This window comes from Streptomyces sp. NPDC050548, assembly GCF_044457385.1.
Classification (GTDB): Bacteria; Actinomycetota; Actinomycetes; order Streptomycetales; family Streptomycetaceae; genus Streptomyces.
Map to the genome: position 1 here is coordinate 74130 of NZ_JBITGV010000024.1, position 22643 is coordinate 96772.

Here is a 22643-nt window from a genome sequence, read left to right on the forward strand (position 1 = left end):
CGGGCGGGCATTCGTGCGCGCCGCCGTATCGGCTCGTCCTGTGTGGACGGGTTCTGTCCGGCGTCGTCCTCGGTGCTTCCGTTCGTTTCTTTCTGTCGTCTTCGACAGGCCCCGGAGTCCGTGCCCCGATGTGGCAGGAGGACCCGGGAAGTGTTCACCGGAATCGTCGAAGAGCTGGGTGAGGTCACCGCCGTCGAGAGTCTCGACGACGCCTCCCGCTTTCGTCTGCGCGGCCCGATCGTCACCGAGGGCGCGAAGCACGGCGACTCCATCGCCGTGAACGGCGTCTGTCTCACCGTCGTCGAGCACGAGGGTGACGAGTTCACCGCCGACGTCATGGCCGAGACCCTGAACCGCTCCAGCCTCGGCGCCCTCGCCGTCGGCTCCCGCGTCAACCTCGAACGTCCCATGGCCCTCGGCGCCCGCCTCGGCGGACACATCGTGCAGGGCCATGTCGACGGCACCGGCGCGGTGTTGGAGCGCAAGCCGTCCGAGAACTGGGAGCTCGTCAAGATCTCGCTCCCCGCCGACCTCACGCGCTATGTCGTGGAGAAGGGCTCCATCACGGTCGACGGCATCAGCCTCACCGTCGTCGACGCGGGCCCGGACTACTTCACGGTCAGCCTCATCCCCACCACCCTCGACCTGACCACGCTCGGCCTCAAGCAGCCCGGCGACCCGGTCAACCTCGAAGTGGACGTCATCGCCAAGTACGTCGAGCGGCTCATGGGCGACCGCGAGGTGACTCCGTGAACTGGCTCAACTCCGAGGCCTTCGTCCTGTTCGGCCAGCACATCAAGTGGTCGGACATGATCGGCAACGTCGTCGGCCTGATCGCCCTGGCCTTCGGCTGGCGGCGCTCGATCTGGAGCTGGCCCACCCAGTTCGTCTCCGGCGTGATCCTGTTCGCCGCCTTCGCCACCGCCCACCTCTCCGGCAGCGCCGGCAAGCAGATCGTCGTCATGGTCGTCGCGGTCTACGGCTGGTGGCAGTGGAACCGCGGCAAGGACGGCTCCGCCGACGGCCACATCACCCCCCGCTTCGCCACCTGGCGCGAGCGCGCGATCCTGGTCGGCGCAGCAGCCGTGGGAACGGTCGCGGTAGCCGCCCTCTTCAAGGCGTACCCGTCCCTCTCCTGGGACCCGTGGCCCGACGCCTACATCTTCGTCGGCACGATCGTCGCGATGTACGCCCAGGCCCGCGGCATGGTCGAGTTCTGGTTCGCCTGGCTCCTCGTCGACCTCGTCGGCGTCCCCCTCAACTTCGCCAACGGCTTCGCCTTCTCCGGCTTCGTCTACGTCATCTACGGCGCACTCGTCCTGTGGGGCATGCGCGACTGGTGGCTGCGCTCCCGCAAGGCCCCGCAGCCCGTCCTGGAAGGAGCGACGGCATGACAGCGGCACCGATCCTGTACAGTACCGACGGTTTCGAGGACTTCTCGCTCGACCCGGTCGAACAGGCCATCGCCGACATCGCGGCCGGCCGCCCGGTCGTGGTCGTCGACGACGAGGACCGCGAGAACGAGGGCGACCTCGTCATCGCCGCCGAGAAGGCCACCCCCGAGATCGTCGCCTTCATGATGAGCGAGTGCCGAGGCCTCATCTGCGCCCCCATGGAGGGCGACGAGCTGGACCGGCTCCGGCTCCCGCAGATGGTCGAGGACAACACCGAGTCGATGAAGACCGCGTTCACCGTGTCCGTGGACGCGTCCGCCGCCCACGGTGTGACCACCGGCATCTCGGCCGCCGACCGCGCGACCACGCTCCGGCTTCTCGCGAGCGGCACCACCGAGGCCGACGACTTCGTCCGCCCCGGCCACATCTTCCCGCTCCGCGCCCGGTCCGGCGGGGTCCTGACCCGCAACGGCCACACCGAGGCCGCCGTAGACCTCGCCCGCCTCGCGGGACTGCGCCCGGCCGGCGCGATCGTCGAGATCGCGGGCGAGGACGGCCGTATGCTCCGCCTCCCCGAACTGATCCCGTTCGCCCGCAAGCACGGCCTGACGATCATCTCCATCGAGGACCTGATCGCCTACCGGCAGACCGCCGAACCCACCGTCCGCCGCGAGGCCGAGGTCCAACTCCCCACCCGCCACGGCCAGTTCACCGCCTACGGCTACCGCTCCACCGTCGACGGCGTCGAGCATGTCGCCCTCGTCCACGGCGAGATCGGCGACGGCGAGGACGTCCTGGTCCGCGTCCACTCCGAGTGCCTCACCGGCGATGTCTTCCACTCCCTGCGCTGCGACTGCGGCCCCCAGCTGGAGGCCTCCCTGGAGCGCATCCAGGAGGAGGGCAGGGGAGTGGTCGTCTACCTGCGCGGCCACGAGGGGCGCGGCATCGGCCTGCTCTCCAAGCTCCGGGCGTACGAACTCCAGGAGCGCGGCCGGGACACCCTCGACGCCAACCTCGAACTCGGCCTGCCCGCCGACGCCCGGGACTACGGCGCAGGGGCGCAGATCCTGGAGGACCTCGGGGTCCGCAGCCTGCGCCTGATGACGAACAACCCCGACAAGACCGACGCGCTCGTCCGGCACGGCCTCAAGGTCACCGGCCGGGAGCCGATGCCGATACAGGCGGGCGAGCACAACCTCCGCTACCTGCGCACCAAGCGGGACCGGATGGGCCACGACCTGCCCTGGCTGGACACGGCCCCCGTGTCCACCTGCGGCAACCAGTAACCAGACCTCTAGGAGACAAGAGAACGTGAGCGGCAAGGGCGCACCGGAACTGTCCGTACGCAACGTCGGAGACCTGCGGGTCGCCGTCATCGCGGCGCAGTGGCACGAAAAGGTGATGGACGGTCTGGTGGACGGCGCCCTGCGCGCCCTGCACGACCTGGGGATCGACGAGCCGACCCTGCTCCGGGTCCCCGGCAGCTGGGAACTCCCGGTCGTGGCAAAGGTGTTGGCGGGCCGGGGCTACGACGCGATCGTCGCCCTCGGTGTCGTCATCCGCGGCGGCACCCCGCACTTCGAGTACGTGTGCCAGGGCGTGGTCCAGGGCCTCACCCAGGTCTCCGTCGAGACCGGCGTCCCCGTCGGCATGGGCGTCCTGACCTGCGACACCGAGGAGCAGGCCCTGGACCGGGCCGGCCTTGCGGGCTCGAACGAGGACAAGGGGCACGAGGCGGTGACGGCGGCCGTGGCGACGGCGGCCACCCTCCGCTCAGTATCTGAACCGTGGCGTTAAGCCCACGATTGTTTGCAATAGGGTGGGCAGCACCATGTCCAATAAGACGTTCGAGGAGCTGTTCACCGAGCTCCAGCAGAAGGCCGCCACCGGCGACCCCGCCACTTCCCGCACCGCAGAGCTGGTCGGCAAGGGCGTCCATGCCATCGGCAAGAAGGTCGTCGAAGAGGCCGCCGAGGTCTGGATGGCCGCCGAGTACGAGGGCAAGGAGGCGGCCGCCGAGGAGATCTCGCAGCTGCTCTACCACGTCCAGGTGATGATGGTCGCCCGCGGAATCTCGCTGGACGACGTCTACGCCCACCTGTAGAACCAGTTCCGACACTTCACCCCATTTCACGCGAAGGAAGCCGACCTCATGCTGCGCATCGCCGTCCCCAACAAGGGTTCCCTGTCAGGACCTGCGGCGGACATGCTGCATGAGGCCGGCTACCAGCAGCGCCGGGAGTCCAAGGAACTGCGGATCGTCGACCCGGTCAACGAGGTCGAGTTCTTCTACCTCCGCCCCCGCGACATCGCGATCTACGTTTCCTCCGGCCGCCTCGACATCGGCATCACCGGCCGCGACCTGCTCATCGACTCCGCCGCCTCCGCCGAGGAGATCCTCCCGCTCGGCTTCGCCCGCTCCACGTTCCGCTTCGCCTCCAAGCCGGGCGAGGCGAGCAGCGTGGAGGACCTCAAGGGCAAGACGGTCGCCACCTCGTACGAGGGCATCGTCGCCGGCCACCTCGCCGACAACGGCATCGACGCCTCCGTGGTCCACTTGGACGGCGCCGTGGAAACGGCCATCGAACTCGGTGTGGCCGAGGTCATCGCGGACGTCGTCGAGACCGGCACCAGCCTGCGCAACGCGGGACTTGAGGTCTTCGGCGAGCCCATCATGAAGTCCGAGGCCATCGTCATCCGCCGCAAGGGCGCCGAGGTCGAGGAGCCCAAGGTCCAGCAGTTCCTGCGCCGCCTCCAGGGCGTCCTGGTCGCCCGGACCTACGTGATGATGGACTACGACTGCCGGGTCGAGCAGCTGGAGAAGGCCGTCGCGCTCACCCCCGGCCTGGAGTCCCCGACCGTCTCCCCGCTGCACAACGAGGGCTGGGTCGCCGTCCGCGCGATGGTCCCCGCCAAGGAGGCGCAGCGGATCATGGACGACCTGTACGACATCGGCGCCCGGGCCATCCTGACGACGGCCATCCACGCCTGCCGTCTCTGAGGAACACGCCAGCCATGTCTCAACTCCCCGCCCTGCCGGTCACGTTCCGGCCGGGCCGCACCCGTGCCGTACTGCTCACCGCGGGCGCCGCGATCTTCGTCGTCATCACGACCGTCGCACTGCTCCTGGAGCAGCTCGGCCCGGGGGAGAAGCTCAGCTTCGTCCTCACCGGTGCCCTCCTCTTCGGAGTGCTGGCCGTGCTCGCGCGGGTGAAGGTCGTCGCCGACGAGACCGGTGTCACCGTCGTCAACATCGCCAGCAGGCGCCATCTGGAGTGGGCCGAGATCCTCCAGGTGAACCTGCGCCCCGGCGACCCGTGGGTGTTCCTCAACCTCAACGACGGCACCAGCCTGCCCGTGCTGGGCATCCAGCCCGGCATCGCCAAGGAGCGGGCCATCGCCGACGCGCGCACTCTGCGGGCGCTCACCGAGGCCCACTCGACAAGGGATCTGCCGTAGATGGCCATGTCTTGATTAATCTGTTGTCGGTGGCGTTTTTCCTCGCGACTCCGCCACCGGTGTTCCCCCCTGTCTTCCGAGGCCCCCTGCTACCCGAGGAGTGACTCCCTCCAGCGATGGACGGATCGTCCTGTAGTACCTGCGCCGCCCCCTCCCGACATATCGAGGCGGCGGCATGACCATCCCCTTGCTGCTCCTAGGCGCGGCGATCCTGCTGATTCTGGCCAACGGCTTCTTCGTCGCGGCCGAGTTCGGGCTCGTCACCGTGGAGCGCCCCGAGGCCGAGAAGGCCGCCGCCGAGGGCGACAGACGGGCCGCCACGGTCGTCGAGTCGCTCAAGGAGCTGTCCTTCCAGCTCTCCGGCACCCAGCTCGGCATCACCATCACCTCCCTGGTCGTCGGCATGCTCGCCGAACCGGCCCTGGCCCAGCTGCTGCACGGCCCGTTCAGCGCGATCGGCATCCCCGAGGGCGCCGTCTCCGGTGTCGCCGTGGTCGTCGGCATGCTGCTCGCCTCCGCCGTGCAGATGGTGATCGGCGAACTCGTGCCCAAGAACTGGGCGGTGTCGCGGCCCTTGCAGGTCGCGCGCTTCGTCGCCGCGCCGCAGCACGCGTTCGCCCGGCTGTTCCGCCCGGTGATCGCGGCGCTCAACGCGGTCGCCAACCGGCTCGTCCGCGCCCTGGGCGTCGAGCCCGCCGACGAGCTGGCCTCGGCCCGCACCCCCGGCGAACTCGTCTCCCTGGCCCGTCACTCCGCGCAGGCCGGTGCCCTGGAACAGGACACGGCCGACCTCTTCGTACGGACCCTGTCGCTGGGCGAGTTGACCGCGCAGCACGTCATGACCCCGCGTGTGAAGGTCAGCGCGCTCCAGTCGTCGGCGACCGCCGAGGACGTGGTCAACCTGACCCGCGCCACCGGTCTCTCCCGCTTCCCGGTCTACCGCGAGAAGATCGACGAGATCGTCGGCATGGTCCACCTCAAGGACGCCTTGGCCGTGCCCGCGCACGCCAGACTCCGCACCCCCGTCACCAGCATCGCCAAGTCCCCGGTGCTGGTCCCCGAGACCCTGCCCGTCCAGCCCCTCCTGGCCCGGCTGCGCAGCGAGCAGCCGATCGCCGTCGTCGTCGACGAATACGGCGGTACGGCGGGAGTGGTCACCCTGGAGGACATCGTCGAGGAACTCGTCGGCGAGGTCCGCGACGAACACGACGGCCAGGACGTGCCCGAACTCGCCGCAGCTCCCTCCGAGGACGGCAGACCCGCCTGGGACGCCGACGGCAGCTGCCGCGTCGACATCCTCCAACGCATAGGTCTCGACGTGCCCGAAGGACCGTACGAGACCGTCGCCGGACTCGTCGCCGACCTCCTCGGCCGCATCCCGGCCCCCGGCGACAAGGCCGAACTCCCCGGCTGGCGGCTCTCGGTGCGCCAGGTCGGCCACTACCGCGCCGAGCGGGTCCGCCTGGTCCGCACGGCTCCCGCCGTGAACGCCATGGAGGCGGCCCGATGACCGTCCTCCAACTCCTCTTCGCCGTCCTGCTGGTGCTCGCCAACGGCTTCTTCGTCGGCGCCGAGTTCGCCCTCGTCTCCGTCCGCCGCAGCCAGATCGAACCCCTCGGCACGGCCCGCGCCCGCCAGGTCCTCTACGGCCTGGAGCGGCTCCCGCAGATGATGGCCGCGGCCCAATTCGGCATCACCGTCTGCTCGTTGACGCTCGGCGCGGTCGCCGAGCCGACGGTCGCGCACGTCCTGGAGCCGGTCTTCGAGTGGATGCACCTGCCCGACGGCATGATCCACCCTCTCGGCTACGTCCTCGCGCTCGCCGCGGTCGTCTTCTTCCACCTCGTCATCGGCGAGATGGTCCCGAAGAACCTCGCGATGGCCGCGCCGGAGAAGGCCGCGATGTGGCTCAGCCCCGGCCTGGTCGCCTTCGCGCGGGTCTGCAAGCCGATCACCATCGCCCTCGGCGCCGTCGCCCAGGGCATCCTGCGCCTCTTCCACGTCGAGCCCAAGGACGAGGTCGAGGCCGTCTTCACCAGCGAACAGCTCAACCGCCTGGTGGAGGACTCAGGCCAGGCCGGCCTCCTCGACCCCGAGGAGCAGGAACGACTGGAGGACGCCCTGGAGTTGGGCTCCCGCCCGGTCACCGACGTCCTGCTGCGCCGCGAGAACCTGGTCACGGTCAGCCCCTCGGTCACCCCGGGCGAGATCGTCGCCCTCACCGCCCGCACCGGCTACTCCCGTTTCCCGATCGCGGCGGAGACCGGCGCCTTCATGGGCTACCTGCACGTCAAGGACGTCCTGGACCTGGAGGAATCCGAAAGGGCGGTCCCCCAACAGATCTGGCGCCCCATGACGACCCTCCGCTCCGAACTCCCCCTGGACGACGCCCTGACGGTCATGCGCCGCGCGGCAACGCACCTGGCCCAGGTGGCGGACGCCTCCGGCAAGGTCCTGGGCCTGGTCGCGATGGAGGACGTACTGGAACTGTTGGTGGGAGAGGTCACGGACCCGGCCCACCGAGAGGTCCCGGCCCAGAAACTGAAGGAAACGGTACCCAGCTGACGCGCGTTCCCCCGTGCTCATCCAAGGGGCGCGGGGGAACTGCGCGACCAGCCCCCACCGGTCCGCAGCCGCGATCCAACAGATCCACCCGCCCCAGTGCGTACCGCTCAACCCCCCGCAGGCCCCCGCCCGGACAACACCTCTCCATACGCCTGCATCAGATCCGGCAACCGCAAAGTCGACAGATCATCCCGCGTCAACATCCCGGGATACACAGACAACCGCAGATCCCGATACGCGCAGCTCTTCTCGTACAGCGTCCGCAGGAACCGCCCGTTCCCCAGCTCGTCGATCCACCCCTGATCCACCACATGCCCGGCGATGGATCGCAGTTCGTCCAACGCCTCCTCGTCCCACACGTCCCCGTTCTCCGCGGCCAACACCTCCCCGATGGAGGTGAGTTCAAGAGGCCGGTACGAGGGGAAGTCGACGCGCGTGGTGAACCGGGACGACAGTCCGGGATTCGCGGCCAGCAACCGGTCCATGCCCTCCGGGTAGCCGGCCAGTATCACCACGAGGTGGTCGCGATTGTCCTCGGCCCGCTTCAACAGCACCTGCAACGCCTCGTCGCCGTACGCGTCGCCCTTGCCGTACCCGGAGTTGGAGAGCGAGTAGGCCTCGTCGACGAAGAGCACGCCACCGATCGCGGAGTCGATCAACTCGTTGGCCTTCACGGCCGTTTGGCCGAGGTACTCGCCGACCAGATCGGCCCGCTGCGCCTCGACGAGATGGTCGCCGCCGAGCAGCCCGAGGGCGTAGAAGACGCGGCCGAGTATGCGGGCCACGGTGGTCTTGCCGGTGCCCGAGGGACCGGAGAAGACGAAGTGCCGTTTCGGCGGCTGGACCGGCAGCCCCTGCCCGGCCCGCAGCCGGGCCATGTTCAACTGGGCGGACAGCGCCTTGACTTGGCGCTTGACCGGCTCCAACCCCACCATGCGCTCAAGCTCGTTGAGCGCCTCCTCCAATAAGACGGGGTCGGTGGGCCCGGTGGGCAGCGGCGGAACGGGCACCGAGGTCTTCTCACGCACCGAGTCGGCCGCCGAGGACAGTGGACCGGTCCCCGGAAGACCGGGCTCCGACAGCTTCAGATCGCGCCCCTCCGCGCCGAACAGCGGATCGAGCCCGTCGGGTCCCTCCAGCGCGTCCTGCCCGCCGGAGAGCGTGATCGCCGCGAGGTCGGTCACGTCCTCGGAGCCGTCGTACCCGTCGGAGTCGGTGATCGCGGCGAGCCGCGCCGAGGTGTCCATGAACGCGGGGTCGACGCGGTGCACCGCCCGGTAGAGGGGGAGCGCGGCGGCGCTGCGGCCGGTGCCCTCGTGGGCCCGCGCCAGCCAGTACCGCAACTCCTTGCGCTGCGGCTGTTCGCTGCGACAGCGCATCAGCGCGGAGGACAGCAGCGGCTCGGCCTGGCCGTACATCTCAAGGCGCACCCGGGCCATCCCGCCGAACAACCCGGCCTCGATGCCCAGGAGTTGGTCGTTCAGCAGCGGATCGGTGTGCCGGACCAGCTGCTCCCAGTCCTTGACCAGATAGGCGCGGCAGGCGTGCAGGAAGCGGACCTGGTGGTCGGTGTCGACGGGCGGCAGTCCGGCCAGCGCGCGGTCCAGTTCGGGCACATGGCGGCCGTCCAGCCAGTGCGAGGCGTGCGCGAGCAGCAGGTCGCGCGGGCTCTCCAGCACGGGCTGGACCCACCAGCCCAGCCAGTACCAGGAGTTGAGCGTCCGGCGGTGTCTGGTGCGCTGTTCCCCGAAGCGTTCCCGGTGCCGGTACATCCGCAGCAGCGCGGTGGTCGTGTCGACGCGCAGCGCGTGCAGTCCGAGCCAGCCGTCGGCCATTCCGGGATCCATCCGTACCGCGGTGCGGAACTCCTCCTCCGCCTGCGGATAAGCGCCCATCGTGTAGGCGTCCACGCCTCGCAGCCACGCGAGGTCGGCCGGGGCCTCGGGGCCCTGCGTGCCGAAGTCCATCACGTCCCCCCACAAACCGTGCCCCCGTTGATTCACCGCCGGGCCGGCGCCCGTCGGCAGTCTGGGTCGAACCGCTGTGCCGCGGACGGGAGTTGCCGTGGTGCGCGAAGCAGCCGTCCGTTGGTCGCACCCTGGGCATCGTACCTGCGGGGCAGTCGCGCTTCTAAGGGTGCCGCACAGGCCGTTTGGCGAGGTGGGAGCAGATGGGGCGCACTCAGGATGGTGACCCAGGGTGAGCGAATCACGGGTCGTAGCGGCCGGAATCGGCACTGAGAGCAGAACGAAGCCCCCGATCACGGGGGAACAACCGGGGGCTTCGCGACTCTGGGCGGCTCCGAACGGCCGCACATTCAGAACGTAAGACCTGTACGGCCCCTGGGTCAAGCCGAGTTGAGGCACTCAGGCAAGTTCGCGCATGACGGTCTTCACAAGTTCAGCACACTGCGGGCGGTCCGTCACCGTGGGTGATTTCGTGGTCCGGTCCAATCGTCCCGATGGGCCCCGGCAGCACCTCGTACCCCTTCGGCAACTGCCGTACCAGGAAGTCCGCGTAGGGCCGCGAAGGGTCCTCGGCGAAGTGTTCGCGTTCCGCCTCGACCCACCCGTCCCAGAAGTCCCGTTGTTCACTTCCGTCCCGCAGCCGTCCCCGTGCCCAGGACTCCTCGTGGGGCAGCTCCATCCACAGCAGCCCCACGAGGAACGGCCGTACCGCCCGGCGTCCGGCGCCCACGCCCTCGATCAGAACCACGGGCGCGGACGGCAGCGCGCGAGGCGGTCCGAAGCGTCGGGTGTGCCAGTCGTAGGGGGCGTAGTGGGCGCTCTCGGCGCGGCCGAGCGGGGTGATCACCTGGCTCAGCAGCCGGTCGGTCCAGCCGAACAGTTCGTCGTGCGTGGCGAGGTCGTCCAGGTGCAGCACGGGCGCCCCGCCCAGGGCCGCGGCCAGCCGCCCGGCGAACGTGGACTTCCCGGACCCCGCGTGCCCGTCGACACCGACGAGCCGGACCGGGCCGCAGGACGGGGGCAGTGAGCGGAGCCGGTGGGCGAGGTCGTGCATGACTGGTCCCGGGAGGTCGTGGGTGATGCCGCAGGTCACCGGGACAGTCTAGGGAGCGGTCGCTCCCGCCCCAGGTCATGCCAGTGGTCGATACCAATATTGGTGGGTGTGGCGAGGTTCGAAGTGCTGGCAGCGGGGAGCCGTGTGTGCCCATAGTGGGCGCACGTCCGTCCATTGGATCTGTCCCGACTCGGAGCATCCGGGGGTCTTCCGCCCATGAGCAGAGCCGAACAGCCGTCCCGCCGAGCCGTCCTGGCCGCCGCGGTCGTCGCCGCCGTGGTGAGCGGGGCCGGCCCCGCTGCCGCCGACACCGGCACAGCCGACTCGGACCAGGCCCCGACCCTGGTCGACTACCACGCGTGGACCACCTACGACGACTGGTGCCGTGGTACCGCCCGGGGCACCCGGGCCGTCCCGGGCTCCCGCCCCGGCCTCGCCATCGCCGCCGCCCTCGGCAGCGTCGACTACACGGACCCGCACACCGGCAGGACGGCCGCCTGGGAGTACGGGACCTGGACCTCCCCCGTCCACCGCCTTGCCGTCCCCGCGACGGAGGCCATCGCGTCCTGGAACGCGCACACCCCCGACGGCACCTGGATCCAGGTCGAACTGGGCGGCACGTACTCCGACGGTACGGACACTCCCTGGTACGTGATGGGCCGCTGGGCCGCCGGTGACCAGGACATCAAGCGGACCTCCGTCGACGACCAGAAGGACGGCAGGTCCGCGGTCTGGACGGACACCTTCGCGATCGACGACGCGACCACGGGCCTGCGCCTGGCCTCGTACCGGCTGCGCCTGACCCTCTACCGCAAGCCCGGCACCAAGCTCACCCCCGTCGTGTGGCGGCTGGGCGCGATGGGCTCGGACGTCCCCGACCGCTTCACCGTCCCGGCCTCCGTGCCCGGACTGGCCCAGGAGCTGATCGTCCCGCGCTACTCGCAGGAGATCCACATCGGCCAGTACCCCGAGTACGACAACGGCGGCGAGGCCTGGTGCAGCCCCACCTCCTCGCAGATGATCATCGAGTACTGGGGCGGCCGGCTCACCCCGGAGCAACTGGCCTGGGTCGACCCGTCCTACGCCGACCCGCAGGTCGACAACGCGGCCCGCTTCACCTACGACCACCAGTACAAAGGCTGCGGCAACTGGCCGTTCAACGCCGCCTACGCGGCCACGTACCAGGACCTCCAGGGCGTGGTCACCCGGCTCGGCTCGCTCACCGACCTGGAGACGCTGATCGCGGCGGGCATCCCGGCCATAACGTCACAGTCGTTCCTCAGCAGCGAGCTGACCGGCGCGGGATACGGCACCTCCGGCCATCTGATGACCGTGATCGGCTTCACCGCCGCCGGTGACGTGATCGCCAACGACCCCAACTCGCCCAGCGACCCGGCCGTCCGCCGCGTCTACAAGCGCCGTGAGTTCGAGAACATCTGGCTGCGCACCAAGCGGTACAACGCCTCCGGCAACCTCTCCTCAGGCACCGGCGGTGTCTGTTACCTCTACTTCCCGGCGCGCCCGACCGCCCGCCAGCGCATCGCACTCGCGGAGGTGGGCGTGCGCTGACCCTGGAGCTGTGACCAAGGTCTCCGGTGCGGAAGGCGATATGGATGGCAAGGTGGACAGAACGGGGGAGTCCACCGCACATCCGACCTCTGTGAGCCACCATGACCGCACATTCGGCCGGCGCCGCGCGCGCCCGCACCCGCACCGGCGGCCCCAAGGGCGACGGCCCGAAGATCGTCGAACACGTCATGGGCTGGACCCTGGTCGTGGTGATCGCGATGCTCGTGACCCAAATCGGCCTGCTGTGACCTGACGCATATCCGACCTGCCATACTGCGGTTGACCAAGCCCAGTTGGAGAGCCAGAGTCGAAATTGGAAATCAGTCAGCAGCGTGACGTCGTACGTCCCCGGGCGCGCGGCACCGAGCGTTCCCTGGCGCGCCGCGCCGAACTCATCGCCATTGGCCGGAAGTTGTTCGCCGACACGTCCTACGACGCGCTGTCCATGGACGACATCGCGCGGCAGGCGCATGTCGCCAAGGGGCTGATCTACTACTACTTCCAGTCCAAGCGCGGCTACTACCTGGCGATCATCAACGACTCCGTCGCCGACCTGGTGACTTTCGCGGCGAGCGGCTTCGAACTGCCCCAACTCGACCGCGTACAGCGCACGATGGACAGCTATCTCCGCTGGGCCGAGCACAACCAGGCCGCCTACCGCACCATCGTCAGCGGCGGCGTCGGCTTCGACACCGAGGTGCACGCCATCCGCGACGGAGTGCGCGCGGCCATCGTCGAGACCATCGCAGCCGGGGCCTACGGTCGCAGCGACATCTCCCGCCTCGCGCGCATGGGCCTGTTCGGCTGGGTGTGCAGCGTCGAGGGCGCGACCCTGGAGTGGATCAGCGGCCCCGACCTGTCCCGCGAGACGATGCGCGAGCTCCTCGTGAAGACCCTGGGCGGCACCCTGCGCGCCATCGAGGAACTGGACCCGACGTATCCGGCGCCGGCACCCGCCCGCCGGGACGGCTGAACGGGCGCTCCCGGCCAGTTCCGGACGACCGGGTTATCCTCGAAGTGAGCGGTCGTTAACTGGTGACGGCAGACCTCCGATCGGGCATACTCACAGCGCAGAGCCGCTGGTCAGCCGCTTCCGAGACCCGGGAGCGGGAGCAGTGGCCGTACCCGTGCGACATCCGGCGCAGGCGCCTCGACCCCAGGCGTACGCCCGCCGATGTCCCGACAGGGAGGAGAGCGTCGCCATGCCCGACCGCGCCCCGCAGCCGGTGGACCGGCAACTGCCCACGGACGAGGCCCGGGATCTGATCTCGCTGGTCCGCGACATCGCGCAGCGTGAGATCGCCCCGAGGGCGGCCGAGGAAGAGGACGCCGGAATCTTCCCGCGCGAGGTCTTCACCCTGCTCTCCGAGTCCGGACTGCTCGGCCTGCCCTACGACTCCGAGTACGGCGGCGGCGACCAGCCGTACGAGGTCTACCTCCAGGTACTCGAAGAACTCGCGGCGGCCCGCCTCACCGTCGGCCTCGGCGTCAGCGTCCACTCCCTGTCCTGCCACGCGCTGGCCAACTACGGCACCAAGCAGCAGCAGGTCGAGCACCTGCCCGCGATGCTCGGCGGCGGACTGCTGGGCGCCTACTGCCTCTCCGAACCGTCTTCCGGCTCCGACGCCGCCTCCCTGCGCACGAAGGCGGTACGGGACGATGGGGGCCCCTCCCGGTCGAGCGAAGCCGAGACTGGGGGAGACTGGGTGATCGACGGCACCAAGGCCTGGATCACCCATGGCGGCATCGCCGACTTCTACACGGTCATGGCCCGCACCGGCGAGGACGGCGCGCGCGGGATCAGCGCCTTCCTGGTGCCCGGTGACGCGCCCGGACTGAGCGGCGCGGTGCCGGAGAAGAAGATGGGCATGAAGGGCTCGCCCACCGCCCAGGTTCACTTCGACGGCGTCCGGGTCTCCGACGAGCGGCGGCTCGGCGAGGAGGGCCAGGGCTTCGCGATCGCCCTGTCCGCACTGGACTCCGGGCGGCTCGGCATCGCGGCCTGCGCGATCGGCCTGGCGCAGGCGGCGCTCGACGAGGCGGTGGCGTACGCGACCGGACGGCAGCAGTTCGGGCGGCCGATCTCCGACTTCCAGGGGCTGCGCTTCATGCTCGCCGACATGGCCACCCAGATCGAGGCGGGCCGGGCGCTCTACCTCGCGGCGGCCCGGCTGCGCGACGCGGGCCGGCCGTTCGCCAAACAGGCCGCCATGGCCAAGCTGCACTGCACCGACACCGCGATGAAGGCCACCATCGACGCCGTCCAGGTGCTCGGCGGATATGGCTACACCGCGGACTTCCCGGTCGAGCGCTACATGCGCGAGGCCAAGGTCCTGCAGATCGTCGAGGGCACCAACCAGATCCAGCGCATGGTCATCGCCCGCCATCTGGCGGGTCCTGAAGCCCACCGAACTGGCTGAGCCCGACCGGCGGTTCCGCCAGCCGCACCCACTCCGGGTCGTGCCGCCCCGGCAGGGTGCGGCCGCGGTCGGCCCAGGTCCGCATGAGATCGCGGTAGATGGGCGGATCCTGCGGCTGCGGCGGAGCAGGCTGAACCGATTCTGCGGGTGCCGGGACGTAGATGCGGCGCTGACGCCCGGTCGGCGCATATGTGGGGGTCATACCAGGGCAACGTAAGAGCCCGGCGGCAGGTCACCGGCGCGCCAAATCGAGCGTGAGTTCACCGGCGTACGGCTCTCGCCTCTGGCTACCGCACGCCACCTGACGTACCGTCACCTCCACTGTCCCCAGGGGAGGTTAGCCGTGGCAGACGACCGTCCCGTGCCCCTCGACGAGTACCCCGTGCACCAGGTCCCCCTGTCGATGAAGCACGTCGCGACCGGCGACCGGAACGCCTACGACCGCTGCATCTTCCACGTCCTCGACCACGAGGGCCGCGCCCTGCTCGTCCTCGGCCTCGGCGTCTACCCCAACGTCGGCGTGATCGACGCCTACGCCACCCTCCGCACCGGCGACACCCTGCACGCCGTCCGCGCCTCGGACGCCCTCGGCGACGACCGTATGCACCTCGCGGTCGGCCCCCTGCGCATCGAGGTCGAGGAGCCACTGCACAGACTGCGCCTGCGCTGCGACGACAACTCCCTCTCGTACGACCTCACTTGGACCGCCGAGTTCCCGGCCCTCTGGGAACCGCACCACGTCCAGTACCGCGGCGATCGGCTCACCCTCGAAGGGCGCCGCTTCGTCCAGGCGGGCGGCGTGGAGGGCGTCATCCGCGCCGCTGACGAGGAGTTCCGGGTCACCGCCGACGGCTGGACCGGTACCCGCGACCGCAGTTGGGGCGTGCGGCCCATCCCCGGCGAGGAGGGTGGCAGGCTCGCCGCGGACCACCCGACCGAGGGCTTCCACTGGATCTGGTGCCCGGTCCGCTTCGAGGACCGCTTCCTCATGGTGATCGTCCAGGAGGACGCCGACGGCCACCGCACCCTGAACGAGGCGACCGTCGTCCGCCCCGGCCACCGCGACCGCCAACTCGGCTGGCCCCAGGCCGAGATCACCTACCGCTCCGGCACCCGCCGGCCCGAGCGCGCTCTCATCCACCTCGGAGACACCCGCAAACCGCAGGAACTCCAAGTCGAGATGCTGACCTCGTCGCCCCTGGCCGTCGGCGCTGGCTACCCACCCGCCGACGACTGGCAGCACGGCACCTGGCGCGGCCGGGACTGGAACGACCGGCGCACCTACGACCTCACCCGGCCGAACCCGCTCGCCGCCTACGGAGTCACCGACCACGCGGCCCGCTTCCGCCTCGACGGGCAGGTGGGCCACGGCATCTTCGAGCACGGCTCCTTCGGCCGCCACGACCCGAGCGGCTTCACCGGCTTCGACTCGGTTGCACCGTAGGGGAGTTGACGCACATGGCCACGGCACCCCGCCCGCGCACGACCTGCCGTGCCCCGGAGGAACTCGCCTGTGGTTCGGCGGGGTTGTGTGATTCCCGCTTGTCCGGTGCCGCGCCCGTCGGTCTTACCGGCTTCGACGCGGCAGCACCGCAAGGGAGTTGAGACATGGCCACGGCACCCCGCCCGCGTACGACCTGCCGTGCCCCGGAGGAACTCGCCTGTGGTTCGGCGGGGTTGTGTGATTCCCGCTTGTCCGGCGCCGCGCCCGTCGGTCTTACCGGCTTCGGCGCGGCAGCACCGCAAGGGAGTTGAGACATGGCCACGGCACCCCGCCCGCGTACGACCACCCGCGACCCCGAGGAACTCGCCCACCGCCTCACCGCCTGGCTCGACACCCGCCTGCCCGGCGCCAAGGCCGTCGACATCACGGTCCCCGCGTCGAACGGCATGTCCAGCGAGACCCTCCTCTTCGACATCGAACACCCCGAACCACCCCTGCGCGCCTGCGCGTTGAGACTCGCGGCCGACCCGGCGGCGTACACCGTCTTCCCCGTCTACGACATGCCGCGCCAGTTCCGCACCATGCGCCTGGTCGCCGACCGCACGGACCTCCCGATACCCGAAGTCCGCTGGCTGGAGGAGGACCCGGCCCCGCTCGGCGCCCCGTTCTTCGTCATGGAACGCGTGGCCGGACGCGTACCGCCAGACGTCATGCCCTATACGTACGAGGGCAATTGGCTGCACGCGGCGACCGACGCGGAACGGGAGCGTCTGGAGGCCGCCTCGGTCGGCCTGATCGCCCGCCTGCACGACCAAGTCCCGCCGTCCGAGGCCGAGTTCCTCGCACTCCCCGGCGAGGGCGACGCGCTCGGCCGCCACGTCGCGGCCCAACGCGCCTACTACGAATGGGTCGTCGACGGACTCGCCCGCTCACCGCTCATCGAGAGCGCCTTCGACCGGCTGACCGAACTCTGGCCGACCGACCCCGGCGAGACGGTCCTCAACTGGGGCGACGCACGCATCGGGAACGTCGTCTACGACGGGTTCGACCCCGTCGCCGTCCTCGACTGGGAGATGGCGGCCCCGGCCCCGCGCGAGGTGGACCTCGGCTGGACCGTCTATCTGCACCGCTTCTTCCAGGACCTCACGGCCGCCTTCGGCCAGCCGGGCCTGCCGGAGTTCTTCCGCCGGGACCGGGTGGAGGCCCGGTACGCCGAACTCACCGGCCACACCCCGCGCGACATGGACTTCTACACCCTGTACGCGGCCCTGCGGCACGCGATCGTGATGCTGCGCGTCGCCTACCGACAGGTGCACTTCGGGGAGAGCGCCGTCCCGGCGGACCCGGACACACTGATCCTGCACCACGGCAGCCTGCGGGCCATGGTGCAGGGCAGTTACTGGGATTGAACGAGAGCACTCAGGCGGCGCGACGCATGTCGGGCACCCGCATCGGACGCGAGCTGGGGCCGCCGACGTGCGAGAAGGGCTGCGTCCGCCAGTCGAGGCCCTGAGGGAGAGTCAACAGCAGCGCGGTGTCCTGCTCCTGGAGCTCCATGGTCTCGTCGGCGGAGCGGGCGTCGGCCGCCTCACGGCCCGTGCCGGCGCAGACCGTCAGCCCGAACGGGTTCCACGGAGAGGCGCACAGCGCGTGCTCCGGCAGGACCTCCTCGTCCGCGAGGAGCGCGATGGGCTGCACGCAGTCCGGGCAGATCACCCGGTACATCTCGAAGGTGTCGTACTCGTCGAGTTCGTCGGCCTCGAAGCCGTCGGATTCGACGCCCTCCGGCTCGGACTCGACGACGAGCTGCGGCCGCTTGGGCGCGGTGCGTCCAGGGCGCTGAAGACTCTGCATGGGTTTCTCCCCCTACTGGGCTGGGCCGTGAAGGCGCTGCGGCCTCGACCACAGCAAGCACTTCCCGTCCCGTCTCCGCGGTAATCACGAGAACATCACGGAGACCGTTCGGGGCCTGTGGCGTTCGTCACATGCCGCCCGCAGATGCCCGGGGCGGTGGATTTGTCCCCAGCTGACTCACAGGCCGCACTCCGCCACATCACGAACCGGGTATGACCTGCGCCGCTGAGGTATCGGAGGAGATCAGCGGCCATGTAAGTTCTTGCGCCATGGAGGAGCTGGACCGACAAATCGTGCAGCTGCTCGTCAAGGACGGGCGGATGAGCTACACAGACCTGGGCAAGGCCACGGGCCTGTCCACGTCGGCCGTGCACCAGCGGGTGCGCCGGCTGGAACAGCGTGGCGTCATCCGCGGTTATGCCGCGGTCGTCGACCCGGAGGCGGTGGGTCTGCCCATGACCGCCTTCATCTCGGTGACACCGTTCGACCCCAGCGCCCCCGACGACATCGCGGACCGCCTCTCCGGCGTCCCCGAGATCGAGGCCTGCCACAGCGTCGCGGGCGACGAGAACTACATCCTCAAGGTGCGGGTCTCCACCCCGCACGAACTGGAGGAACTGCTCGCCCGGCTGCGCGGCCTGGCCGGCGTCTCCACTCGCACCACGGTGGTCCTCTCGACGCCGTACGAGGCCCGCCCGCCGCGCATCTGACCGACCTGCGTGCGGGGCCGCGCCGACGAGGCGCGAGACTGTTCCCCATGAGTGAGCGCACCCCCGAACCGGCCACCGTCCTGCTCCGCCGCGGCGAAGTCCACAGTCCCGCCGACCCGTTCGCGACCGCGATGGTCGTGGAGCGCGGCCAGGTCGCCTGGGTCGGCTCCGAGGGCGCCGCCGACGCGTTCGCGGACGGGGTCGACGAGGTGGTCGACCTGGACGGCGCGCTGGTCACCCCCGCGTTCACCGACGCACACGTGCACACCACCGCCACCGGCCTCGCGCTCACCGGCCTCGACCTGTCCGACGCGCCCTCCCTGGAGACGGCCCTGTCCCTCGTGCGGGACTTCGCCGCCGCCCGCCCGGCCGACCGCGTCCTGCTCGGCCACGGCTGGGACGCCGCCCGCTGGCCCGGGGGCCGCCCGCCGACCCGTGCCGAACTCGACGCGGCGACCGGCGGACGCCCGCTCTACCTCTCCCGCATCGACGTCCACTCCGCGGTCGTCACCACGGCCCTGCTCGACCTGGTCCCCGGCTTCGAGGCGCCGGACGGCCCCCTGACCGCCGACGCCCATCACGCCGTACGGGCCACCGCGCTCGCCGCCATCACCCCGGAGCAGCGCGTCGAGGCCCAGCGCACCGCCCTCGCCCACGCGGCCTCCCTGGGCGTCGGCTCGGTCCACGAGTGCGCCGGACCCGACATCTCCTCCGAGGACGACTTCACGGGCCTGCTGCGGCTCGCCGCCGAGGAGCCCGGGACGCGGGTCGTCGGCTACTGGGCCGAGCAGGACGTGGCGAAGGCGCGGGAGCTGGGCGCCGTAGGGGCGGCCGGGGACCTCTTCGTCGACGGTTCCATCGGCTCGCACACCGCCTGCCTGCACCAGCCGTACGCCGACGCCGGGCACACCGGTATCGCCTACCTCGACGCGGACGCCGTCGCCGCCCATGTCGTCGCCTGCACCGAGGCGGGCCTCCAGGCGGGCTTCCACGCCATCGGGGACGCCGCCGTGACCGCCGTGGTCGAGGGCGTCCGCGCGGCCGCCGAGAAGGTCGGCCTGGCCCGCGTCCGTGCCGCCCGTCACCGCGTCGAACACGCCGAGCTGCTCACCCCGGAGACCATCGCGGCCTTCGCCGAACTGGGCCTGACCGCCTCCGTGCAGCCCGCCTTCGACGCGCTGTGGGGCGGCGAGGAGGGCATGTACGCCCAGCGTCTGGGCGTAGAGCGGGCCCGCGCCCTGAACCCCTTCGCGGCCCTGCTGCGGGCTGGCGTGCCGCTCGCCTTCGGCTCCGACAGCCCGGTCACCCCGGTCGACCCCTGGGGCACGGTCCGCGCCGCCGCGTTCCACCGAACGGCTGAACACCGCGTCTCCGCGCGGGCCGCGTTCACCGCGCATACGCGGGGCGGCTGGCGGGCCGTAGGACGGGACGACGCGGGTGTTCTGGTGCCGGGCGCGCCCGCCGACTACGCCGTCTGGCGGACCGACGCCCTGGTCGTGCAGGCGCCCGACGACCGGGTCGCGCGCTGGTCGACCGACCCGCGCTCCGGCACACCCGGCCTGCCCGACCTGACACCGGGCGGCGAGCTTCCCGTCTGCCTGCGCACCGTCGTGGGCGGACGGACGGTGTTCGTACGGCCGGGCGAGTGATCTCCCGGGGTGGCGCGCCCCCGATCCGCGCCCGCCGCCCTGTCGCGCGACCTGCGCATCCTCCGCCCTGACCAGCCATTTGAGGGAGAAAGCGCAGATCAGACGGCTGTTGACAGGCGGGCGCAGGGGGCCGGTAGGTTCGTCCGAGTCCACCACCGGACGCCCGACCGGGGAACCTCCGAACAATCGCCGAAGCGCCGCTGGGTCAGGGACGGTGTGCCGCACCGGGGCACCGCCACTGGGAGCCAGGCTCAGCGCCCGCGCCACGGCGAGGGAACGTTCCGGCCGGTCGGCTGGTGTGACCCGGGTGGGGCCCGGACGTCCAGTAGACAACGGCTTTGGTCGACCCGCAGCCGGCGGGTCCCAGGTCGGCCCGAAGGGCGCCGGGCCCCCATCCGCAGCACACCAGTGCCCAAAAGGCACAGTCTTACCCCGTTCTTGTCGAATCGACACCACCGTACGAACGACGTGGCACGTCATCCCAGGCGGCGGCCACTATGGTGGACGCCTGCGTACGGACATGAAGGGGCAGCAGTGAACGACGGCGACGGAGCCCTCGCGGCACAGGCCCAGGGGCGGAAGTTCGGCCCGCTCGGCACGGCCTTGGTGATCATTCCGACCTACAACGAGGCGGAGAACATCAAGGCCATCGTCGGGCGGGTGCGGCAGTCGGTCCCCGAGGCTCATGTCCTCGTGGCCGACGACAACAGCCCCGACGGCACGGGCAAGCTGGCCGACGAGCTGGCGGCCGAGGACGAACAGGTCCAGGTGCTGCACCGCAAGGGCAAGGAGGGCCTCGGCGCCGCCTATCTCGCGGGCTTCCGCTGGGGCATCGACAACGGCTACGGCGTCCTCGTCGAGATGGACGCCGACGGCTCCCACCGGCCCGAGGAGCTGCCCCGGCTGCTCACCGCCCTCAAGGGCGCGGACCTGGTGCTCGGCTCCCGCTGGGTGCCCGGCGGCCGGGTGGTGAACTGGCCCAAGTCCCGCGAGTTCATCTCCCGCGGCGGCAGCCTCTACTCGCGCGTGGCGCTCGACCTGCCGCTGCGCGACATCACCGGTGGCTACCGCGCCTTCCGCAAGGAGACCCTCGAAGGCCTCGGACTGGACGACGTGGCCTCCCAGGGCTACTGCTTCCAGGTCGACCTGGCCCGCCGCGCCGTCAAGGCCGGCTACCACGTCGTCGAGGTCCCCATCACCTTCGTGGAGCGCGAACACGGCGACTCCAAGATGAGCCGCGACATCCTCGTCGAGGCCCTGTGGCGGGTCACCACCTGGGGTGTGGGCGAGCGGGTCGGCAAGCTCCGCGGCCGGGGCACCTCCGGGAGAAAGCCCTCACAGCCGTAGCCCCGCAACCCCACAGGCCTCGTTGATCGTCCCCTTATCCCGCACTGAGCCGGGCCCAGGCACACTGGACGTATGACGACTGGCGCATCCACCCCTTCCTCCGCCGCCCGACCCCCGCGTTCCCGGCTGCGTACGTTCCTGCCGCTGGGCATCGCCGCGTGGCTGGTGCTGGAGATCTGGCTGCTGACCGTGGTGGCGGGCGCGTCGAGCGGTCTCGTGGTCTTCTTCCTGCTGCTCGCCGGGTTGGTGCTCGGCGCCGTGGTGATCAAGCGGGCGGGCCGACGGGCCTTCCAGAACCTGAGCCAGGCCGTGCAGCAGGGCACCGCCCCGGCCAGCGGCGGTGGCAGTGGCCTGATGATGCTGGGCGGCCTGCTGCTGATGATCCCGGGTCTGATCTCGGACGCGGCAGGGCTGCTCCTGCTGATCCCGCCGGTCCAGCGGGCTCTGGGGCGCTACGCGGAGCGCACGGTCGAGCGGAAGCTGCGCAGGGCCGCCCCGGGCACCCTGGGAGACGCCTTCCAGCAGGCCCGGATCCACCGCCCGGACGGCAAGGTCGTCCAGGGCGAGGTCATCGTCCGGGACGAGCCCGGCGGTGACGCCCCGCAGGGCCCCCGCCCGCCGCTCACCGGCTGACATCCGGGCAGGCAAAAGCGCGGGCGCCGTACATGTTCGTACGGCGCCCGCGCTTACTTGCGTGTGCGGTAGAACCGCTCCGCACCTCCGGGACTAGGCCGACTTGCGGCTGTCCCTCGGGTGAACCGCGATATTCATCGCGCCGGAACGGAGAACGGCAAGACGCTCCTCAAGGACCTCTTCGAGTTCCTCGCGGGTGCGCCGCTCCATCAGCATGTCCCAGTGGGTACGCGCGGGCTTGGCCTTCTTTTCCTCAGGGCCGTCGCCGTCGACCAGGAGTGCCTGGGCCCCGCAGACCTTGCACTCCCACTCCGGCGGAATCTCCGCCTCGACCGAGAAGGGCATCTCAAAGCGATGTCCCTTCTCGCATGCGTACTCCACGGCCTGGCGTGGTGCCAGGTCGATACCGCGGTCCGTCTCGTAGCTGGTCACCACGAGGCGCGTGCCGCGAAGAGCTCGCTCACTCATGAATCGTGCCTCCCGGGCTTGTCGCCCACAGGACAGGTGTCGCTGTCGTCGTCATCCGGTCAACGTCCGGTCGGCGGTAAAGATTCCCGTACGGGGTCATGCGTCGCCGT

At 70.5% G+C, this 22643-nt stretch carries 23 protein-coding genes; 19 read left to right on the plus strand and 4 right to left on the minus strand.

Going from position 1 to position 22643, the window contains the following annotated elements; translation table 11 throughout:
- Positions 1-150: 150 nt before the first annotated feature.
- The 9 genes from ACIBJH_RS42545 (at position 151) to ACIBJH_RS42585 (ending at position 7418) form a co-directional block, all read left to right on the plus strand.
- Complete coding sequence (locus tag ACIBJH_RS42545) at positions 151-753, plus strand: riboflavin synthase (RefSeq protein ID WP_399122318.1); 603 nt, start codon at positions 151-153, stop codon at positions 751-753.
- Entirely contained in the window at positions 750-1394 is a 645-nt protein-coding gene (gene pnuC, locus ACIBJH_RS42550; RefSeq protein ID WP_399122319.1) for a nicotinamide riboside transporter PnuC, read from the plus strand. The genes ACIBJH_RS42545 and pnuC overlap by 4 nt, the downstream gene beginning before the upstream one ends.
- A complete protein-coding gene (locus tag ACIBJH_RS42555; RefSeq protein ID WP_399122320.1) occupies positions 1391-2680 on the plus strand; it encodes a bifunctional 3,4-dihydroxy-2-butanone-4-phosphate synthase/GTP cyclohydrolase II in 1290 nt (429 codons plus the stop codon). Before pnuC ends, ACIBJH_RS42555 begins: the two co-directional genes overlap by 4 nt.
- Before the next feature lie 25 nt (positions 2681-2705).
- The gene (ribH, locus tag ACIBJH_RS42560) at positions 2706-3191 is read left to right on the plus strand and encodes a 6,7-dimethyl-8-ribityllumazine synthase (protein ID WP_399122321.1); all 486 of its coding nucleotides are present in this window, start codon (positions 2706-2708) and stop codon (positions 3189-3191) included.
- 34 nt (positions 3192-3225) lie between these two features.
- Positions 3226-3498 (plus strand): phosphoribosyl-ATP diphosphatase, encoded by a 273-nt coding sequence (locus tag ACIBJH_RS42565; RefSeq protein ID WP_018534786.1) that lies wholly within the window; start codon positions 3226-3228, stop codon positions 3496-3498.
- A gap of 48 nt (positions 3499-3546) precedes the next feature.
- A complete protein-coding gene (gene hisG, locus ACIBJH_RS42570; RefSeq protein WP_399122322.1) occupies positions 3547-4395 on the plus strand; it encodes an ATP phosphoribosyltransferase in 849 nt (282 codons plus the stop codon).
- A 14-nt stretch (positions 4396-4409) separates the two neighbouring features.
- Positions 4410-4853: a PH domain-containing protein gene (locus ACIBJH_RS42575; RefSeq protein ID WP_399122324.1), complete on the plus strand. Its 444-nt coding sequence runs from the start codon at positions 4410-4412 to the stop codon at positions 4851-4853.
- Between the two features lie 175 nt (positions 4854-5028).
- Positions 5029-6363: a hemolysin family protein gene (locus tag ACIBJH_RS42580; protein WP_399122326.1), complete on the plus strand. Its 1335-nt coding sequence runs from the start codon at positions 5029-5031 to the stop codon at positions 6361-6363.
- On the plus strand, positions 6360-7418 hold the full coding sequence (locus ACIBJH_RS42585) for a hemolysin family protein (RefSeq protein ID WP_399122327.1): 1059 nt from the start codon (positions 6360-6362) through the stop codon (positions 7416-7418). Before ACIBJH_RS42580 ends, ACIBJH_RS42585 begins: the two co-directional genes overlap by 4 nt.
- Positions 7419-7525: 107 nt before the next feature.
- Here the strand turns inward: ACIBJH_RS42585 and ACIBJH_RS42590 are convergent, their stop codons facing one another.
- Positions 7526-9385, minus strand: coding sequence for an AAA family ATPase (locus tag ACIBJH_RS42590; RefSeq protein WP_200708870.1), 1860 nt, complete (start codon positions 9383-9385; stop codon positions 7526-7528).
- A 433-nt stretch (positions 9386-9818) separates the two neighbouring features.
- Positions 9819-10439 (minus strand): uridine kinase, encoded by a 621-nt coding sequence (locus tag ACIBJH_RS42595; RefSeq protein ID WP_399122374.1) that lies wholly within the window; start codon positions 10437-10439, stop codon positions 9819-9821.
- 216 nt (positions 10440-10655) lie between these two features.
- Here ACIBJH_RS42595 and ACIBJH_RS42600 point away from each other — a divergent pair, with 216 nt between their 5' ends.
- From ACIBJH_RS42600 to ACIBJH_RS42625, 6 genes are all read left to right on the plus strand, one after another.
- Positions 10656-12008, plus strand: coding sequence for a peptidase C39 family protein (locus ACIBJH_RS42600; protein ID WP_399122328.1), 1353 nt, complete (start codon positions 10656-10658; stop codon positions 12006-12008).
- Between the two features lie 101 nt (positions 12009-12109).
- Entirely contained in the window at positions 12110-12256 is a 147-nt protein-coding gene (locus tag ACIBJH_RS42605; RefSeq protein WP_200708868.1) for an SCO1431 family membrane protein, read from the plus strand.
- Positions 12257-12321: 65 nt separating this feature from the next.
- A complete protein-coding gene (locus ACIBJH_RS42610) occupies positions 12322-12981 on the plus strand; it encodes a TetR/AcrR family transcriptional regulator (RefSeq protein ID WP_200708867.1) in 660 nt (219 codons plus the stop codon).
- Positions 12982-13210: 229 nt separating this feature from the next.
- Positions 13211-14428 (plus strand): acyl-CoA dehydrogenase family protein, encoded by a 1218-nt coding sequence (locus tag ACIBJH_RS42615; protein WP_399122329.1) that lies wholly within the window; start codon positions 13211-13213, stop codon positions 14426-14428.
- A gap of 343 nt (positions 14429-14771) precedes the next feature.
- Positions 14772-15872, plus strand: a complete 1101-nt coding sequence (locus ACIBJH_RS42620; RefSeq protein ID WP_399122330.1) for a hypothetical protein — start codon at positions 14772-14774, stop codon at positions 15870-15872.
- Positions 15873-16186: 314 nt separating this feature from the next.
- The gene (locus ACIBJH_RS42625) at positions 16187-17281 is read left to right on the plus strand and encodes a phosphotransferase family protein (RefSeq protein ID WP_399122332.1); all 1095 of its coding nucleotides are present in this window, start codon (positions 16187-16189) and stop codon (positions 17279-17281) included.
- Positions 17282-17291: 10 nt separating this feature from the next.
- On the opposite strand, the gene ACIBJH_RS42630 is transcribed toward ACIBJH_RS42625, so the two are convergent.
- Positions 17292-17726 (minus strand): hypothetical protein, encoded by a 435-nt coding sequence (locus ACIBJH_RS42630; protein ID WP_200708862.1) that lies wholly within the window; start codon positions 17724-17726, stop codon positions 17292-17294.
- Positions 17727-17995: 269 nt separating this feature from the next.
- On the opposite strand from ACIBJH_RS42630, the gene ACIBJH_RS42635 reads away from it, so the two are divergent.
- The 4 genes from ACIBJH_RS42635 (at position 17996) to fxsA (ending at position 22065) form a co-directional block, all read left to right on the plus strand.
- On the plus strand, positions 17996-18436 hold the full coding sequence (locus ACIBJH_RS42635; protein ID WP_200708861.1) for an Lrp/AsnC family transcriptional regulator: 441 nt from the start codon (positions 17996-17998) through the stop codon (positions 18434-18436).
- Between the two features lie 47 nt (positions 18437-18483).
- A complete protein-coding gene (locus ACIBJH_RS42640; RefSeq protein ID WP_399122333.1) occupies positions 18484-20085 on the plus strand; it encodes an amidohydrolase in 1602 nt (533 codons plus the stop codon).
- Between the two features lie 534 nt (positions 20086-20619).
- Positions 20620-21432 carry a polyprenol monophosphomannose synthase gene (locus tag ACIBJH_RS42645; RefSeq protein WP_200708859.1) on the plus strand — a complete coding sequence of 271 codons (813 nt, stop codon included), beginning with the start codon at positions 20620-20622 and terminating at the stop codon, positions 21430-21432.
- Positions 21433-21504: 72 nt separating this feature from the next.
- Positions 21505-22065: an FxsA family membrane protein gene (gene fxsA, locus ACIBJH_RS42650; RefSeq protein WP_399122334.1), complete on the plus strand. Its 561-nt coding sequence runs from the start codon at positions 21505-21507 to the stop codon at positions 22063-22065.
- 93 nt (positions 22066-22158) lie between these two features.
- On the opposite strand, the gene ACIBJH_RS42655 is transcribed toward fxsA, so the two are convergent.
- Complete coding sequence (locus tag ACIBJH_RS42655; protein ID WP_003977404.1) at positions 22159-22533, minus strand: RNA polymerase-binding protein RbpA; 375 nt, start codon at positions 22531-22533, stop codon at positions 22159-22161.
- Positions 22534-22643: the final 110 nt, after the last annotated feature.

Bases quoted from the DNA above. Each gene is read 5' to 3' on its own strand.
- ACIBJH_RS42555 (WP_399122320.1), top strand. From the start codon at position 1,391: ATGACAGCGGCACCGATCCTGTACAGTACCGACGGTTTCGAGGACTTC.
- ACIBJH_RS42565 (WP_018534786.1), top strand. From the start codon at position 3,226: ATGTCCAATAAGACGTTCGAGGAGCTGTTCACCGAGCTCCAGCAGAAG.
- hisG (WP_399122322.1), top strand. From the start codon at position 3,547: ATGCTGCGCATCGCCGTCCCCAACAAGGGTTCCCTGTCAGGACCTGCG.
- ACIBJH_RS42575 (WP_399122324.1), top strand. From the start codon at position 4,410: ATGTCTCAACTCCCCGCCCTGCCGGTCACGTTCCGGCCGGGCCGCACC.
- ACIBJH_RS42580 (WP_399122326.1), top strand. From the start codon at position 5,029: ATGACCATCCCCTTGCTGCTCCTAGGCGCGGCGATCCTGCTGATTCTG.
- ACIBJH_RS42585 (WP_399122327.1), top strand. From the start codon at position 6,360: ATGACCGTCCTCCAACTCCTCTTCGCCGTCCTGCTGGTGCTCGCCAAC.
- ACIBJH_RS42590 (WP_200708870.1), bottom strand. From the start codon at position 9,385: ATGGACTTCGGCACGCAGGGCCCCGAGGCCCCGGCCGACCTCGCGTGG.
- ACIBJH_RS42595 (WP_399122374.1), bottom strand. From the start codon at position 10,439: ATGCACGACCTCGCCCACCGGCTCCGCTCACTGCCCCCGTCCTGCGGC.
- ACIBJH_RS42600 (WP_399122328.1), top strand. From the start codon at position 10,656: ATGAGCAGAGCCGAACAGCCGTCCCGCCGAGCCGTCCTGGCCGCCGCG.
- ACIBJH_RS42605 (WP_200708868.1), top strand. From the start codon at position 12,110: ATGACCGCACATTCGGCCGGCGCCGCGCGCGCCCGCACCCGCACCGGC.
- ACIBJH_RS42615 (WP_399122329.1), top strand. From the start codon at position 13,211: ATGCCCGACCGCGCCCCGCAGCCGGTGGACCGGCAACTGCCCACGGAC.
- ACIBJH_RS42625 (WP_399122332.1), top strand. From the start codon at position 16,187: ATGGCCACGGCACCCCGCCCGCGTACGACCACCCGCGACCCCGAGGAA.
- ACIBJH_RS42630 (WP_200708862.1), bottom strand. From the start codon at position 17,726: ATGCAGAGTCTTCAGCGCCCTGGACGCACCGCGCCCAAGCGGCCGCAG.
- ACIBJH_RS42635 (WP_200708861.1), top strand. From the start codon at position 17,996: ATGGAGGAGCTGGACCGACAAATCGTGCAGCTGCTCGTCAAGGACGGG.
- ACIBJH_RS42640 (WP_399122333.1), top strand. From the start codon at position 18,484: ATGAGTGAGCGCACCCCCGAACCGGCCACCGTCCTGCTCCGCCGCGGC.
- fxsA (WP_399122334.1), top strand. From the start codon at position 21,505: ATGACGACTGGCGCATCCACCCCTTCCTCCGCCGCCCGACCCCCGCGT.
- ACIBJH_RS42655 (WP_003977404.1), bottom strand. From the start codon at position 22,533: ATGAGTGAGCGAGCTCTTCGCGGCACGCGCCTCGTGGTGACCAGCTAC.